This is a genomic window from Rhodoferax saidenbachensis (genome assembly GCF_001955715.1).
Classification (GTDB): Bacteria; Pseudomonadota; Gammaproteobacteria; order Burkholderiales; family Burkholderiaceae_C; genus Allorhodoferax; species Allorhodoferax saidenbachensis.
This window is the reverse complement of record NZ_CP019239.1, coordinates 1,461,819-1,477,193: the sequence shown is the minus strand read 5'-3', so window position 1 is coordinate 1,477,193 and position 15,375 is coordinate 1,461,819. Positions and strand designations below refer to the sequence as shown.

15 protein-coding genes and 2 tRNA genes are annotated in these 15,375 nt (G+C 58.4%); 9 read left to right on the top strand and 8 right to left on the bottom strand.

Annotated features, from left to right (window positions below; genetic code table 11):
- Positions 1-12 precede the first annotated feature (12 nt).
- Positions 13-99: transfer RNA gene (locus tag RS694_RS07095), tRNA-Leu, on the top strand.
- A 94-nt stretch (positions 100-193) separates the two neighbouring features.
- On the opposite strand, the gene rimO is transcribed toward RS694_RS07095, so the two are convergent.
- From rimO to RS694_RS07080, 3 genes are all read right to left on the bottom strand, one after another.
- The gene (gene rimO / locus RS694_RS07090; RefSeq protein ID WP_029705897.1) at positions 194-1,597 is read right to left on the bottom strand and encodes a 30S ribosomal protein S12 methylthiotransferase RimO; all 1,404 of its coding nucleotides are present in this window, start codon (positions 1,595-1,597) and stop codon (positions 194-196) included.
- Between the two features lie 92 nt (positions 1,598-1,689).
- Complete coding sequence (phaR, locus tag RS694_RS07085) at positions 1,690-2,136, bottom strand: polyhydroxyalkanoate synthesis repressor PhaR (protein WP_029705898.1); 447 nt, start codon at positions 2,134-2,136, stop codon at positions 1,690-1,692.
- 166 nt (positions 2,137-2,302) lie between these two features.
- Positions 2,303-2,379 (bottom strand) — tRNA-Val (locus RS694_RS07080).
- 137 nt (positions 2,380-2,516) lie between these two features.
- Here RS694_RS07080 and RS694_RS07075 point away from each other — a divergent pair.
- Entirely contained in the window at positions 2,517-3,275 is a 759-nt protein-coding gene (locus tag RS694_RS07075; RefSeq protein WP_029705899.1) for a 3-hydroxyacyl-CoA dehydrogenase, read from the top strand.
- Between the two features lie 166 nt (positions 3,276-3,441).
- Here RS694_RS07075 and RS694_RS07070 read toward each other — a convergent pair whose 3' ends face one another.
- Both RS694_RS07070 and RS694_RS07065 read right to left on the bottom strand, forming a co-directional pair.
- A complete protein-coding gene (locus tag RS694_RS07070; RefSeq protein WP_029705900.1) occupies positions 3,442-4,344 on the bottom strand; it encodes a DMT family transporter in 903 nt (300 codons plus the stop codon).
- Positions 4,345-5,127, bottom strand: coding sequence for an SDR family oxidoreductase (locus tag RS694_RS07065; RefSeq protein ID WP_029705901.1), 783 nt, complete (start codon positions 5,125-5,127; stop codon positions 4,345-4,347).
- 102 nt (positions 5,128-5,229) lie between these two features.
- On the opposite strand from RS694_RS07065, the gene RS694_RS07060 reads away from it, so the two are divergent.
- The 6 genes from RS694_RS07060 (at position 5,230) to RS694_RS07035 (ending at position 10,666) form a co-directional block, all read left to right on the top strand.
- Positions 5,230-6,921: an electron transfer flavoprotein-ubiquinone oxidoreductase gene (locus RS694_RS07060; protein WP_029705902.1), complete on the top strand. Its 1,692-nt coding sequence runs from the start codon at positions 5,230-5,232 to the stop codon at positions 6,919-6,921.
- Positions 6,922-7,641, top strand: a complete 720-nt coding sequence (locus tag RS694_RS07055) for an AsmA family protein (RefSeq protein ID WP_029705903.1) — start codon at positions 6,922-6,924, stop codon at positions 7,639-7,641.
- Positions 7,642-7,779: 138 nt separating this feature from the next.
- A complete protein-coding gene (locus RS694_RS07050) occupies positions 7,780-8,580 on the top strand; it encodes a transporter substrate-binding domain-containing protein (protein ID WP_029705905.1) in 801 nt (266 codons plus the stop codon).
- A 27-nt stretch (positions 8,581-8,607) separates the two neighbouring features.
- Positions 8,608-9,291, top strand: coding sequence for an amino acid ABC transporter permease (locus RS694_RS07045; protein ID WP_029705906.1), 684 nt, complete (start codon positions 8,608-8,610; stop codon positions 9,289-9,291).
- 3 nt (positions 9,292-9,294) lie between these two features.
- A complete protein-coding gene (locus RS694_RS07040) occupies positions 9,295-9,945 on the top strand; it encodes an amino acid ABC transporter permease (protein ID WP_029705907.1) in 651 nt (216 codons plus the stop codon).
- Positions 9,932-10,666, top strand: coding sequence for an amino acid ABC transporter ATP-binding protein (locus RS694_RS07035; RefSeq protein WP_029705908.1), 735 nt, complete (start codon positions 9,932-9,934; stop codon positions 10,664-10,666). Before RS694_RS07040 ends, RS694_RS07035 begins: the two co-directional genes overlap by 14 nt.
- A gap of 124 nt (positions 10,667-10,790) precedes the next feature.
- On the opposite strand, the gene RS694_RS07030 is transcribed toward RS694_RS07035, so the two are convergent.
- The 3 genes from RS694_RS07030 to RS694_RS20990 all read right to left on the bottom strand — a co-directional run bounded on the left by RS694_RS07030 (position 10,791) and on the right by RS694_RS20990 (position 13,816).
- Positions 10,791-11,507, bottom strand: a complete 717-nt coding sequence (locus tag RS694_RS07030) for a lysophospholipid acyltransferase family protein (RefSeq protein ID WP_029705909.1) — start codon at positions 11,505-11,507, stop codon at positions 10,791-10,793.
- A gap of 360 nt (positions 11,508-11,867) precedes the next feature.
- Positions 11,868-12,062 (bottom strand): hypothetical protein, encoded by a 195-nt coding sequence (locus RS694_RS07025; RefSeq protein WP_029705910.1) that lies wholly within the window; start codon positions 12,060-12,062, stop codon positions 11,868-11,870.
- 20 nt (positions 12,063-12,082) lie between these two features.
- On the bottom strand, positions 12,083-13,816 hold the full coding sequence (locus tag RS694_RS20990; protein WP_051391673.1) for a methyl-accepting chemotaxis protein: 1,734 nt from the start codon (positions 13,814-13,816) through the stop codon (positions 12,083-12,085).
- Between the two features lie 556 nt (positions 13,817-14,372).
- Here RS694_RS20990 and RS694_RS07015 point away from each other — a divergent pair.
- Positions 14,373-15,365, top strand: a complete 993-nt coding sequence (locus RS694_RS07015; RefSeq protein WP_037246423.1) for a helix-turn-helix transcriptional regulator — start codon at positions 14,373-14,375, stop codon at positions 15,363-15,365.
- The last annotated feature ends 10 nt before the right edge of the window (positions 15,366-15,375 follow it).

The window sequence follows — 15,375 nt, the reverse complement described above, 5'->3', positions numbered from 1 at the left end:
AATTTGAGACTTGCCCAGGTGGCGAAATTGGTAGACGCACTAGCTTCAGGTGCTAGCGGTTGCAAGACCGTGGAAGTTCGAGTCTTCTCCTGGGCACCACAACAGATAAGGCCTGTGACGCAAGTCACAGGCCTTTTTCTTTGCCTGAAATTCCCTTTTGGGGAATGCGCAGCATCCCCCTTCCCTCTTGCATTTAGATCGGCAGCGCGATCAGGTCGTGCCCCTGCACACTCACAATGCGTGCTTTGGTGAACTCGCCCACTTTCAGTGTCTTGCTGATCTTCTCGGGCGGCAGCAGCCGCACCACACCATCAATCTCGGGCGCATCGGCATAACTGCGGCCCACGCCCCCCTTCTTGCCCATGCCCGGCGCGGAATCCACCAGCACTTGCATGGTGGAGCCGACACGGCGCTGCAGGCGCTGTATCGACACTTCTTCCGCCACCGCCATGAACCGTGCACGACGCTCTTCACGCAGTTCAGCGGGCAACATGCCCGGCAATTCATTGGCGGCGGCGCCATTGACGGGGCTGTAGGCAAAACAACCGGCACGGTCAATCTGTGCTTCGCGGATGAAATCCAGCAGGTGCTGGAACTCTTCTTCGGTTTCTCCGGGGAAGCCGGCAATAAAGGTGCTGCGAATCACCAGCTCCGGGCAGGCCTCGCGCCATTGCTGGATGCGGTCCAGATTTTTCTCGCCACTCGCAGGGCGCTTCATGCGGCGCAACACATCGGGGTGGCTGTGCTGCAAAGGCACGTCTAAGTACGGCAACACCTTGCCAGTCGCCATCAGCGGCAGGATGCCGTCCACACTCGGATACGGATACACATAGTGCATGCGCACCCAGGCGCCGTAGGGCTCGGCAATTTCACCCAGCGTCTGCACCAGCTCCAGCATGCGGGTCTTGACCGGTTTGCCGTCCCAGAAGCCCGTGCGGTATTTCACATCCACGCCGTAGGCGGACGTGTCCTGGCTGATCACCAGCAGTTCCTTCACGCCGCCTTCAAACAGGGCTTTTGCCTCACTCAACACATCGCCAATCGGGCGCGACACCAGATCGCCACGCATGCTGGGGATGATGCAGAAAGTACATCGGTGGTTACAGCCTTCGCTAATCTTCAGATACGCATAGTGGCGTGGCGTCAGCTTGATGCCCGCTACGCCAAAAGCGCCAGGGATCAAATCGGTAAACGGGTCATGCGGCTTGGGCAGGTTCAGATGCACCGCATCCATGACTTCCTGCGTGGCGTGTGGGCCGGTGACGGCCAGCACCTTGGGGTGCATCTGGCGCACCATGTTGCCACCGTCTTCACCGGTTTTGGCGCCCAGGCAACCGGTCACGATCACGCGGCCGTTGGCGGCCAGCGCTTCGCCAATCGTGTCCAGGCTCTCCTTGACGGCATCGTCAATGAAGCCGCATGTGTTCACGATCACCAGATCGGCACCTTCGAAGGTTTTGGACGTCTGGTAACCCTCAGCGCTCAGCTGCGTGAGGATCAATTCAGAATCGGTCAATGCCTTGGGACAACCCAGGCTGACAAAGCCCACTTTGGGGATGGCATTTACGGGGGCTTGGGGGGAAAGTACTTCGCTCATACCCCTATTGTCCCAGCATTCCCCCGGGAGCCCAACCTAGGGGCTGCTCACCCGCATTTTCCGAGAGCGAACGAGGTGAAAACAGAGCCAACTCAGCGCTTAAGGCCAAAGGTACCCAAAAACTGCTCGGTTTGCTTCTGCATCTGCTCCTGCATTTGCTGGAACATGTTGTTGCCCATGACACCCTGCATGGGAACCTGCATGTCCATCAGGGCCTGCATGTTTTTCTCCAGGTACCCGCCCATCATCCCCTGCATGGCGTGACCATAGAAACGAATGATGTTGGAGAGCACGGGGGCTGTGAACATGGGCGAGCCATTGGCTTCCTCTTCCAGAATGATCTGCAAAAGGATGCTGCGCGTGAGGTCTTCGCTGGTTTTCGCGTCCAGCACGGCGAACGCTTCGCTGTCCATCACCAACTGCTTGATTTCTGTCAGGGTGATGTAGCTGGACGTATCGGTGTCGTACAGGCGCCGATTGGGATACTTCTTGATGATGCGCTGGGAGCGCTTGCCATCTTTGGATGTTTTGTTTTGCATAGCGAGCGGAACCGGCCCCCCTGAAGAAGCCGAAAATGTATTGCAGTGCAGCACATTCTAGGTAGAGACCAGCCACCCAAAACCTAGGTTTACCCTAGGCGTCAGGCGCAGGCAGGCCCGAAAAACAGAAAGCCCTGTTTTCCAGAAGAAAACAGGGCTTTGAATTTGGTAGGCGCAATTGGACTCGAACCAACGACCCCCACCATGTCAAGGTGGTGCTCTAACCAGCTGAGCTATGCGCCTAAATCGAAGCCTCAAATTATAGCAGCATAAGAAGCACCCTCCGCCATCGACCGACAAGCTTGATCAATTCATCGCACGCATACGCCATAATTGACGTTAACGTAAACGTCAATCAACCCTCACTCTAGGAGTTATTCATGGACATCGCAGGCAAAGTATTTATCGTGACCGGTGGCGCATCGGGCTTGGGCGAAGGCACGGCACGCATGCTGACCGCCAAGGGCGGCAAGGTTGTCATTGCCGACATGCAGGTCGAAAAGGGTGAGGCCATCGCCAAGGAAATTGGTGGTGCTTTCGTCAAGTGCGACGTCAGCAATGAAGCCGACGGCCAGGCCGTGGTCGCCAAGGCGGTTTCCATGGGCAAGCTCATGGGCCTGGTGAACTGCGCTGGCATCGCGCCCGCGGAAAAAACAGTGGGCAAGAACGGTGCACACAATCTGGGCGTATTTACCAAGTGCATCACCGTGAATCTGGTGGGCAGCTTCAACATGATCCGCCTGGCTGCCGAAGCCATGTCGGCCAACGAACCTGAATCCACCGGCGAGCGCGGCGTGATGATTTCCACCGCATCGGTGGCGGCCTACGACGGCCAGATCGGCCAGGCCGCTTACAGCGCGTCCAAAGGCGGCATTGTCGGCATGACCCTGCCTATCGCGCGTGATCTGGCCCGCAGCGGCATTCGCAACATGACCATCGCTCCCGGTATCTTCGGCACGCCCATGATGTTTGGCATGTCGCAAGAAGTACAAGACTCGCTGGCCGCCGCTGTGCCCTTCCCTTCGCGCCTGGGTACACCGCTGGACTACGCCAAACTGGCCACGCACATTTTTGAGAACGACATGCTCAACGGTGAAGTGATCCGCCTGGACGGCGCTATTCGCTTGGCACCGCGTTAAACCCACCAATAAATTCCGTTCGCGTTGAGCTTGGCCTGTCCTGAGCTTGTCGAATGGGCGAAACGCCACCCCTACAAATCAAACACTTGTAGGGGGCTTCGACAGGCTCAGCCCGAACGGGAATAAATACGCACTCCTTTCAAGGAGTCGCGGCGAAGCGTGGGGGCTATCTGTGCGCTCGGATGGACGCCAGGATACCGAGCACAAACAACACACTGGCCACGATCTGCGCCAATGTGAAGCGCTGGCCCAGCACGGCGAAGGCGAACGCGAGCCCAAACAATGTTTCGCTCACGATGAGCTGACCGCACAGGCTGGCGCTCAAACGGCGGCTGGCGCGGTTCCACAATACCGTGGCCAGCCAACCTGAGCCGACACCAATTGCTATACAAACCATAGCTGCTTGCGCAATATCCGCCTGGGCTAGCAGCACTTTTGGCTCTGAACCTACCGCAGCCCATAGCACCAGCGCGGCAACCCCGGCGGCCACCCCCATCCAGTTGGCCCAGTCGGTGGTGGAAATGTCGCGGTGGGTCTTGAGCCACGCCGAATTCAGCACCGCAAAGAACGTCCAGCTCAGCATCGCGGCGACGGCGTAGGCCACACCGCGCCAGTAGGTCCAGGCCTGCGCGCCGCCGTCCTGCCCGTCTGCGGCGTGCGGGACTTCCACCATCAGCACCAGCCCCAACGCGGTCAACAGCAGGCCCGGCAGCAATTGCCGCCATTGCAGATGCTCGGGTTTGCCCAGCAACATCACCCACAGCGGAATGGTGCCCACCATCAGCGTGGGCAGTGCAGGCCCCGCATCACGAATGGCCAGCACCAGCAGCAGGTAATAACCAGAGAAGCCCAGCACGCTCAGGCCTGCGGCGGCTCCAGCCTGGCGCCAGGTGGGCAACGGGCGCGAACGCATCTGCACCGCCATCACCAGCAGCGAGGTGAGTCCGTAAAAGAGATAACGCCCGGCCACCAGGTCCACCGCAGACAGACCCGGCGCCAACTGCGGCGCGATGAACACCAGACCCCACAGGGCCCCGGCCCCCAGGCCGGCCAATATCCCACCTAACACTTAAACACCAAATCCATCGTCCGCCGCAATCACTGCGCCATTGATGAAATGGCTCTGGTCGGAGCACAGCATGACCAGCAGCGCATCCAGATCCTTGGGGTGGCCCACACGTTTGCGCGGCAGCATCTGCACCAGTTTTTGCCCGGCGTCGGTCTTCCAGTGGCGGTGGTTGATTTCAGTGTCGATGTAACCCGGGCAAATGGCGTTCACGTTGATACCGTATTTGCCCCACTCCAGCGCCATGGCCTTGGTCATCTGCACCACAGCCGCCTTGCTCATGCAGTACACGCCGATCTGCGGCAGCACGCGCAGCCCCGCCATCGATGCGATGTTGATGATGCGCCCGCCCGTGTAGTTGCCGGGCGCGGCGCCCTTGGCGCGGGCCAGCATGCGTTTGCCGACCTCTTGCGCCACGAAGAATGCGCCTTTGACGTTGGTGTCAAACATGTAGTCGTAGTCGTCGGGTGACACATCCTGAATGCGCTGCGTGGTACTCACGCCCGAGTTGTTGACCAGGATGTCGATGGAGCCCACTTCGGTCTCGGCGTGGGCCACGGCGGACTTGATGGAGTCATGGTCCAGCACATCCAGTTCAATCACATGCGCGTCACCGCCTTCACCTTCAATCGTCGCGCGCAGGTCCTTCAGCCTGTCCACTCGGCGACTCGCCAAAATCACCGCTGCGCCTGCAGAAGCCAGCGTGCGTGCAAACTGCGCCCCCAGACCACTGCTGGCGCCAGTGATAAAAGCCACACGGCCAGAAAGATCGATGCTGTAAGCCATTTAGAGTGCCTCTACTTATCAAAAAGAACGACCGTTCGATTTCTTTCATTCAGCGAATAAAATCAGCCGCTAACTGCACCCCATTATTAAGCGAGACTCCCCATGACAAACCAGGAAATTCTGGCCCAGTTCGGCCCCCGTGAATCCATGGAATACGACGTCGTCGTCGTGGGCGGTGGCCCCGGTGGCCTGGCAACGGCCATCCGCCTCAAACAACTGGCCGCAGAGAAGGGCACCGACGTCTCCGTCGTTGTGTTGGAGAAGGGCTCCGAGCCCGGCGCACACATCCTCTCGGGCGCCATCATGGACCCCAAGGCCCTGACCGAACTGATTCCCAACTGGAAAGAACTCGGCGCCCCGCTGAACCAGCCCGTCACCGATGACGCCTATGTGTTCCTCGGTGAAAAGTCTGGCTTCCGCGTGCCCAACGTGTTCCTGCCCCCCTTCGCACACAACGACGGCAACTACATCGTGAGCCTGGGCTCCGTCACCAAGTGGATGGCCGAACAGGCAGAAGCCCTGGGCGTGGAAATTTTCCCCGGCTTCAGTGCTGCCGAAGTGCTCTACAACGACGACGGTTCGGTCAAAGGCGTGGCCACTGGCAATCTGGGTATTGGCAAAGACGGCGAACCCATGGAGAGCTTCCAGCTCGGCATGGAGCTGCTGGGCAAGTACACCGTGTTTGCCGAAGGCGCACGTGGTCACCTGGGCAAACAACTCATTTCCAAGTTCAAGCTCGACGAAGGCCGCGACCCGCAAAGCTGGGGCATCGGCATCAAAGAAGTATGGGAGATCGACCCGTCGCGCCACCAACCCGGTTTTGTCATGCACACCGCCGGTTGGCCCATGGAGTCCGACACCTATGGCGGCGCATTCCTGTACCACCTCGAAGGCAATAAGGTCGCCATCGGTTTTGTCACCGGCCTGGGTTACTCCAACCCGTACCTCAGCCCGTTTGAAGAATTCCAGCGCTGGAAGACCCACCCCAACGTGCGTTACTACTTTGAAAACGCCAAGGGTGAAGTCAACGCCAAACGCTTGGGCTACGGCGCACGCGCCATCAACGCCAGCGGCATCAACGCCCTGCCCAAAACCGTGTTCCCCGGTGGCGCACTGATCGGCTGTAACGCGGGTTACCTGAACGTGGGCCGTATCAAGGGCAGCCACGCCGCCATCAAGACCGGCATGCAGGCCGCCGAAGCCGCCTACGACGCGGTTGTGGCCGGCCGCCAGCACGACGAACTGAGCGCCTACCCCGAAGCGTTTGAGAAGAGCTGGCTGCACACCGAGCTCAACAAAGACCGCAACTTCAAGAACTGGTTCAAGTACGGCCTAACCGTGGCCACGCTGATGAACGGCTTTGAGCAGTTCGTGCTGCGCGGCCACATCCCCTGGACGCTGCGCCGCACCAAGCCCGACTACGCGTACCTCAAGCCCGCAGCCGAGTGCAAGCCCATCGTCTACCCCAAGCCCGATGGCAAGCTCACGTTTGACAAACTCTCCAGCGTGTTCATCAGCAACACCAACCACGAAGAGCAGCAACCGGCCCACCTGACGCTGAAAGACGCTTCGGTGCCCGTGGCCATCAACCTCGCCAAGTACGCTGGCCCGGAAGCGCGCTACTGCCCCGCTGGCGTGTACGAATTCGTCAAGAACGAAGACAACACGGACCGCCTGCAGATCAACGCGCAAAACTGCGTGCACTGCAAGACCTGCGATATCAAGGACCCCACGCAAAACATCGTCTGGGTCACGCCAGAAGGTGGTGGCGGACCGAACTACGCGGGTATGTAATTGAAGCTAAAGCGCCTCGCACTCATCGCAACGCTGCTGGTCTTTGTAGCCGCAGCGGCGGGAGTGTGGTGGCTTTCGCGCAATCTGGACGACATCGCCAAAAGCGCCATCCAGAACTACGGCAGCGCGATGACGCTGGCCAAGGTGAAGGTCGGCACCGTCCAGCTCTCGCCCACCACGGGCAAGGGCAGCATCCGTGATCTGAGCATTACCAACCCCAAGGGCTTCAAGACCTCCCACGCACTGAAGGTGGGCCGCATCGAGGTGGACGTGGACATCTCCACCGTGACCGACAAAGTCATCGTCATCCGCAAGATCGCCATCGAAGCACCCGATGTGGTCTATGAAAAAGGCGATCCGCTCACCAACTTCGACGCACTGATGCGCAACATCACGCTCTACATTGGCGAATCCACACCGTCCAGCTCCAGCAGCGGCCGCAAGCTCATCGTTGACTCCCTGACCATCCGCAATGCCAAAGCCCAGGCCACCGCCCCGCTGCTTAGCGGCAAAACCGTCACTGTGGACTTGCCCGACATCACGCTCAAAAACGTGGGCCGCGCGCAAGGCGGCGTCACCCCTGGGGAGCTGGGCGGCATTGTCGCCAACGCCCTGCGCGACCGCCTCGCCGCGACCATCAGCTTCAACCGCCTGTGGCAGTCCGGCGGCCAGATGCTGGACAAGGCGGGCTCGGCCCTCAAGAACCTGTTTGGCAAATAAACACGGCGCACGCTGTGGCACATAAGGGCACCACGTGGTGCCCTTGGTTTTTTGGGCACCATTCAGGAGCGTTTTTGCTGGGCACAGGATTTGCTTAGGTGTTAGTACCTACTGCATTCACCTACCCAGGAGCCCCCCATGAATTCGATCCAACGCAACAAACGCCACTTCAGCCTCGCCCTGGCACTCACCGCACTGCTGGCCGCCAACGGTGTCCACGCACAAACCGCGCTGGACGACATTCTGAAAAGCAAAGTACTCAAGGTCGCTGTGCAAACCGACTCCGCGCCCTACGGCTTTGTTGGCACTGATCTGAAGCCCATCGGCTTGGACATCGACATGGCCAACTACATCGGCAAGAAACTCGGCGTGGCCGTGGAGCTGGTGCCCGTGGTCAGCGCCAGCCGCATCCCCGCGCTGCAAACCCGCAAGGCCGACCTGGTGATCGCCACTCTGGGCAAGAACCCAGACCGCGAAAAAGTCATCGACTTCGCATCCGCCTACTCGCCCTTCTTCCAAGCCGTGTTCGGCCCCAAGAACATGCCCGTCAAGAGCTTTGCCGATTTGGCAGGCAAGTCCGTGGGCGCGACCCGTGGCGCCATGGAAGACCAGGAACTCGGCAAGGTTGCGCCCCCCAGCACCGACATCAAACGTTTTGAAGACAACAACGCCACCATCGCCGCCTTCGTGGCCGGCCAGGTGCAGTTTGTCGCCCTGGGCGCCTCGGTGGCCGGCAACATGATGACCAAGAACCCGCAGCTCTCCAGCGAATACAAGCTGCTGCTCAAGGAAAGCCCCAACTTCATTGGCGTGGCCAAGGGTGAAGACAAGCTCAAAGCCCGGGTCAACGAAATCGTGGCCGAAGCCAAGAAGTCTGGTGAGTTGGACACCATGGCCAAAAAATGGCTGGGCCGCCCCGCTGGTGACCTGCCCCTGTAATCGCTGAACCCTCCGGGCACTCCTGCCATGCGGATTCAACTCGATTTCATGGCGGTGCTGTCCGAATGGCCACTGCTGCTGACCGGTGTGGCGTGGACCCTCTCGCTCACCGCCATCTCGGTGGTCATTGGCACCTTTTTGGGCACGGCCTTCGCCTGGGTGCGGGCGCGCGGCTTTGGCGCCACGCTGGCCCCGGCCTGGCTGCAAGCGTTTGTCGGCGCGTATGTGGAGCTGATCCGCAACACGCCTTTCATCGTGCAACTGTTCTTCATCTTCTTTGGGCTGCCTGCGGCGGGCGTCAAGATTTCTGCCGAGATGGCATCCGTCATCGCCATGGTGATCAACCTGAGCGCCTATGCCGCCGAGATCATCCGCGCCGGGCTGGAGGCCACGCCCAAAGGCCAGATGGAAGCGGCGCAAAGCCTGGCGCTGAACCGCAGCCAGACTTTTGTATGGGTGGTGCTGCCACCTGCGCTCAAGAAGGTATGGCCCAGCCTGGTCAGCCAGATCATCATCGTGATGTTGGGCTCCTCCGTCTGCGGGCAGATTTCCACCAAGGAACTCAGCTACTCCGCAGATCTGATCCAGAGCAACAACTTCCGCTCGTTTGAGGCCTTCATCATCGTGGGCGGCATCTATCTGCTGCTCTCCATTGGCACGCGGCAACTGCTCAACTGGGCGGGCGCCAAATTTCTCTTCGGGCGGAGGTAAGCCATGGTTGACTTCTCGCTCTGGGACATCCTTCGCAACCTGCTGCTGGCCAGCCGCTGGACCATCGGCCTGTCGCTGATCGCCTTTATCGGCGGCAGCACGGTGGGCCTGCTCTTGCTGATGCTGCGCCTGACCAAGTTGCCCGCGGTGGAGCCCATCGTCGCCGCCTACGTACAACTGTTCCAGGGCATACCGCTGCTGGTGCAACTGTTTTTGGCCTACTACGGGTTGGGCCTGTTTGGCATCAACACCTCGCCCTGGGTGGCGGCGGGCATCGGCCTCACGCTGTATGCCAGCGCCTTCCTCACCGAAATCTGGCGCGGTTGTGTGGCCGCCATTCCGCGCGGTCAGTGGGAAGCTTCCGAGAGCCTGGCGCTGAGCTTTTACGAGCAACTGCGCTACATCATCCTGCCCCAGGCCATCAAGATTGCGGTGCCACCCACGGTGGGTTTTCTGGTGCAGGTCATCAAGGGCACGGCGCTGGCCTCCGTCATTGGTTTTATGGAGCTCACCAAGGTGGGCAAGACCATCGCCAACGCCACCTTCAGCCCGTTCCTGATTTTCAGTTGCGTGGCCCTCATGTATTTTTTACTGTGCTACCCCGTCAGCCTGTACGCCAAGCACCTGGAGAGGAAGATTCATGTCCATCGTTGAAATCACGGGCTTGCGCAAATCGTATGGCACGAACGAAGTGCTCAAGGGCATTGACCTGCAGGTCCAGCCCGGTGAAGTCATCGCCATCATCGGCAAAAGCGGCTCGGGCAAAAGCACGCTCTTACGCTGTATCAACGGCCTGGAAGAATTCCAGAGCGGCAGCCTCACCGTAGACGGCAAACCCCTGCTGCACAAAAACGCCGCCGCCATGCGCGAGCTGCGCCAGCACGTGGGCATGGTGTTCCAGAGCTTCAATTTATTCCCCCACCTCACCGTGGGCAAAAACATCATGCTGGCGCCCGGCCTGGTGAAGAAGAAAGACAGCGCCGCCAACGAAGCCCTCGCGCGCAAGCTCCTGGAGCGCGTGGGCCTGGCAGAAAAGTTTGACGCCTTTGGCGAGCAGCTGTCCGGCGGGCAGCAGCAGCGTGTGGCCATTGCCCGCGCGCTGGCCATGGAACCCGCCGTGCTGCTGTGCGACGAAATCACCAGCGCGCTGGACCCGGAGCTGGTGGGTGAAGTGCTGCGTGTGGTGGAGACACTGGCCGACGAGGGCATGACGCTGCTCATGGTCACCCACGAAATGAGTTTTGCCCGCAAGGTGGCAGACCGCGTGATCTTCATGCACCAGGGCCTGGTGCACGAGATCGGCCCACCGGCAGAACTGTTTGCCAACCCGCAAACGCCAGAGCTGAAGCAGTTCTTGAGTTCACTCCACGACTGACACCGGCGCCCCGCCCTGGGGCTGCTGCGCAGCCCGCACAGCGGGTTTAGGCATGAAATAGGCCTCTAGCCCGCATGGAGTGTGCGCAACCAGCTATCAAAAGCATAGTAATTTGAGGCGTATGTCAGGCCGTTTGCGCGTCCAGCTCGGCAATACACGCCACCATCTGCGCCCGGCAGCGCTCCATCAGCGCAGGCATGTCGTCCAGCGTCAGGCCCGTGGTGGGGATGGGCGGCAGCGAACGGATGCGTAGCTTGCCGCTGCGCCAGCGGTTCAGCCGCATGTCGCGCTTATAGCTGCTGGCGCACAGCGGCACGATAGGCACCCCGGCGTTGATCGCCATCTGGAACGCGCCCTTCTTGAACGGCAGCAGCCCCTGCCCCAGATTGCGCGTGCCCTCGGGGAACACCCAGATCGACGTGTCCTGGTGCTGCATCACCTCGGTGGTCTTGAGCATTGCCTCTTTGGCCTTCTCCGCATTGTCGCGATCGATCAGCACATTCCCCGCCAGCCAGTACACCTGGCCGAAAAACGGAATCCACTTCAGACTCTGCTTGCCAATCGTCACCGTGCGCCGCGGCACCACACTGCCCAGAATGAACAGGTCGTAGTTGGACTGGTGGTTCACCACCATCACATACGGATTGGGCAGCGCCGTCAGGTCACCCACCTCCAGCGTGGTCTGCAAACCCAGGATGCGGAGGGCCGGCAACGAATAGACCCGGCCGCACAGGCGGCTGTTGTCGGGGTTGCGGGGGCGGGCCAAGCCGATCAGCAGGTTGATGCAGCTGGCGATGAGGAAGTGGATGGCTAGGAGGATGTGGCGGAGAAACTGAAGCATGGGTTCTTGGCGTTGGACATTGCGCCTGTTTTCAAATAACAAGCAGTCTAATGTCAGCTCTTGCAACCATAAGCGGCTTATCTTCTCCCCAGAAATTGCGTTTGGAGGCGCACGACCATCTTTCAATGGATGCAGCCTCTTGAAGAATTGGCTCATGCTTCCGCAGTGGGCTATCTCACGAAACACGTGATCGACCGGTTTGGATCCGTGAAAAAAATATGCAGCACGAATCCGGCAACCTGAACCTCGCATGTGACCCCAGAGTCACGCAAAATCGCCAATAGCCTGATCCGTCAAGCTATCGGCGACAGAATCTCCTACATTGGGATACGGCTCGGCAATCTCGATACCAGTGCTGATCTAAGCGTGCTTACTTCTGTTGATAAGCACCTTAGCCCGTTCCAGCGCTTCAGACCGACCAACCGAATCGACTTCGAACATCAGGTCTTTCATCGTGAGTGAAAGATCGACCAACACGTCTCGCAGTTCATTCAGTGCGGCAACAATATCTTCGATGCTTTCATCGGAACTATCACTGCGGGCTAAGTCAGTCATTTTGGAAGATCCTGCTGATTTCAAAAGCTTGACCAATCACCATCCGTATCCACCACCGCAGACGGCGGTTTCTTGGTCTGTGGCGCTGTAACACCACGAACAGGACGCAATGGGTTGTTGACTTTCTGCGTCCTCGGCGCTTGCCGCACATTGGCTGGCTGTTGTCGCGTAACGTCTTTCATCTGATTCCCCGTAGCGCTTGCGCCAAGCTGAAACACACTGACCGCTTGAACCAAGTCTTGTGCCTGGCCTTTCAGACTGGTTGCAGCTGCCGCCATTTCCTCCACCAGCGCCGCGTTCTGCTGTGTGACTTGGTCCATTTGTTGGATCGCTTCACCGATCTGTGCAACGCCTTGGCTTTGTTCGGTGCTTGCCGCGCTGATTTCGCCCATGATATCGGTCACACGGCGAATGGAGCCAACTACCTCAATCATCGTGACACCTGCCTGGTCCACCAGAGCCGTTCCCTGTTCCACACGTTCCACACTGGCGTTAATCAGCCCCTTGATCTCCTTGGCCGCTTCGGCAGAGCGCCCAGCCAAGCTGCGTACCTCGGAAGCCACAACCGCAAAACCCCTACCTTGCTCTCCCGCACGTGCAGCCTCTACCGCTGCATTGAGCGCCAGAATGTTGGTCTGGAAGGCAATGCCGTCGATCACGCTGATGATGTCGCTGATCTTTCTGGAGCTGTCGTTGATGCCTTTCATGGTTTCCACCACTTCACTCACTACTTGACCGCCCTTCACCGCTACGCTGGACGCACTCTGCGCCAACTGGTTGGCTTGGCGAGCGTTGTCTGCGTTTTGCTTGACTGTAGAGCTGAGTTCCTCCATGGAGGCTGCAGTTTCTTCGAGCGCGCTGGCCTGCTCTTCCGTACGTTGGCTGAGGTCGTTATTACCCGAGGCAATCTGGGCGCTTGCCGTGGCAACTTCCTCGGAACCAGAACGTACGGTAGACACCACCTTCGCCAAACCTTCTTGCATTCTGGCCACGTTGGCCAAGACGCTAATCGTATCGCTAGGCGTTACCGCTAGACGCTGACTCAGATCACCTTCCGCCACGCGGGCCACGGCGGCACTCAAATCTCCAGGTTCTGCCCCTAGTGCGTTGCGCAGGTTACGCGTCAGAAAAATTCCCACCGCAGCACCCAAGATCGCCATAACGCCCGCCAAGACTGACATGAAAACGATGCCAGTATTTGAGGACTTTGATGCAGCCTCTCCCAGCTCGTTTGCGGCAGCTTCTTGCGCCGCAATGGAATCATCTACCGCCTTAAACAAGGTCGCCTGCATTTTCCTTATGTCACCCAACAGCAAAGCAGATGCAGCGGCATTCTCATTCTTTATGGCGAGGGCAACTGTTTTCTCCATGGCGATGTCGTAGTCTTTGCCTGTTTCTTTGATGACTTTCAGCAAATCTCTGGCCACAGGGAGTGTTATCAGCGTGTCCAGCTTTTGCAAGAGCTCACCGTTCTTGGCTTTGAGCGCAACGATCTGTTGTTGTTCCGCTTGATAGGCTGTGAGGTCGTTGTCGATGATGAGTATGTTTCTGGTGAGACTGGCGATGGTTTGCAAATTGCTGCGATATTCGTCGAACAAGATCACCTTAACCAGTCGATCCTCCAAAAGCAGGTCAATGTCCGCGTTGAGTGACTTCATACTGAAGGCGGCGTATGCCACGATGCTGACACCGAGTACGACGACTGCACCAAATCCCAGTGCCAAGCGCTTTGCGACCGTAAGAGTTTTGAACATGCGTATCTCCTAGCAAAGTGCGCGAAAAAATTGGATTTGAAAAAGCTTCATGTGTTATTTCCATCTAGTCTTTGGATAAAAGATTACGTTGATCACTAGGTGCCACTTCACATTTGCGAGTGAGCACTTGAATGCGTCATGACGACAATCAGCTTACGAGTTGATGGGGCGCAGAGGATGAAAACAAGTCGCCAAAACGCAGGCCAATCCAAAAAACGCAACTTTATTTACCTGCATCGCCATAGCGGCTAGACGTGGCTCGCCAATGTGCCTATTTCTAGGCGGGTTGAATGGGCAGGAAAAGGGAAATTTTGGAAAGTTCGCCCATACTGAGCCATGCTGGCGGATGTCTGGATGGCGGGCGTGTATGGCTCCACCGCATCGGAGAAGCCCCAACCGCGGCGGAAAGCTTGCCAGGGGCCTTGACACGTTTGATGCTGTTTTTTGCATCAACGACCAAGTGCTATATCCCCTCAAAGAATGGGGTAGCAATTCCCATAAACACAATGAATCAGCATTTCAAGCTCATGAAAGATAGTGTGCGTTGTAGAAAAACATGTCCACATGGGTATTTCCAATGATGGACAAGCCCTCAAAATTCCACATACGCTCAACCAATCCAGACGAAGCCAGCGACTTCTTATCCAGCGCCTATGCCCCAGTCAAGGCGCGTTCCATTGGTTGCGCGTTCGATATTGATGTCAAAGGTGTCGCCCGTAGCGGGGTGGGGGTGTTCCAGACACAAAGCGCAAGCGGACTCACGTTCGAATGTGAAAGGGACTTCGATGGCTATACCCTAGCCGTTGCACATTCAGGGCACCTGGCCGTGAATTTTTCCTCAGGCCACAAGCCTGGACATCCTTCCCCGGGAACACTGGTTGTAGACCGGCAAGGTATCAAAGGAGCTCAATTCGCTGCAGGCCTTCAGTTCAAAGGCCTGTCGTTTCGCAGCGATTTGATTCACCGACAGTTGGCAGAAATGATTGGCACACCGGTACACGGTCGTGTGCAATTCACTCCGAACCCGGCACAGCAAAGTGGTGTGGTACCACTCATGATCGCAATGGCAGATGTCTGGATGGCAGGCATGCATGACTCCTCCGCACTGGAAGACGCACCAACCGCCATGGCAAGTTTGGCAGAGTCGTTGGGGCGTTTGATGCTGGAGGGTATTCCCAACAATTACACTGAACGGCTGAGGGGGCGGGCCAATTTGTTGCCGGCACCCCACCATGTGATACGGGCCATTGACTTCATGCGCCACAACGCGCGCCAACCGCTCACCCTGACATCTATCGCCAGTGCAGCGGGCACCAGCGTTCGATCACTCCAAGAAGGCTTTCGCAAGTATCGATCGGCTACTCCAATGGGTTACCTTCGCAGCATCAGATTGGAGGGAGCGCGCCAAGATCTAAGTGACCCGACTCAAACTAGCTCGATACTGTTGATCGCACATCGATGGGGGTTTGCGCACGTAGGAATGTTTGCCGGGTATTACAAGTCTGCCTTTGGGGAAGCACCCAGTGCGACTTTGAAAAAGAGACAATGAATAACCACGG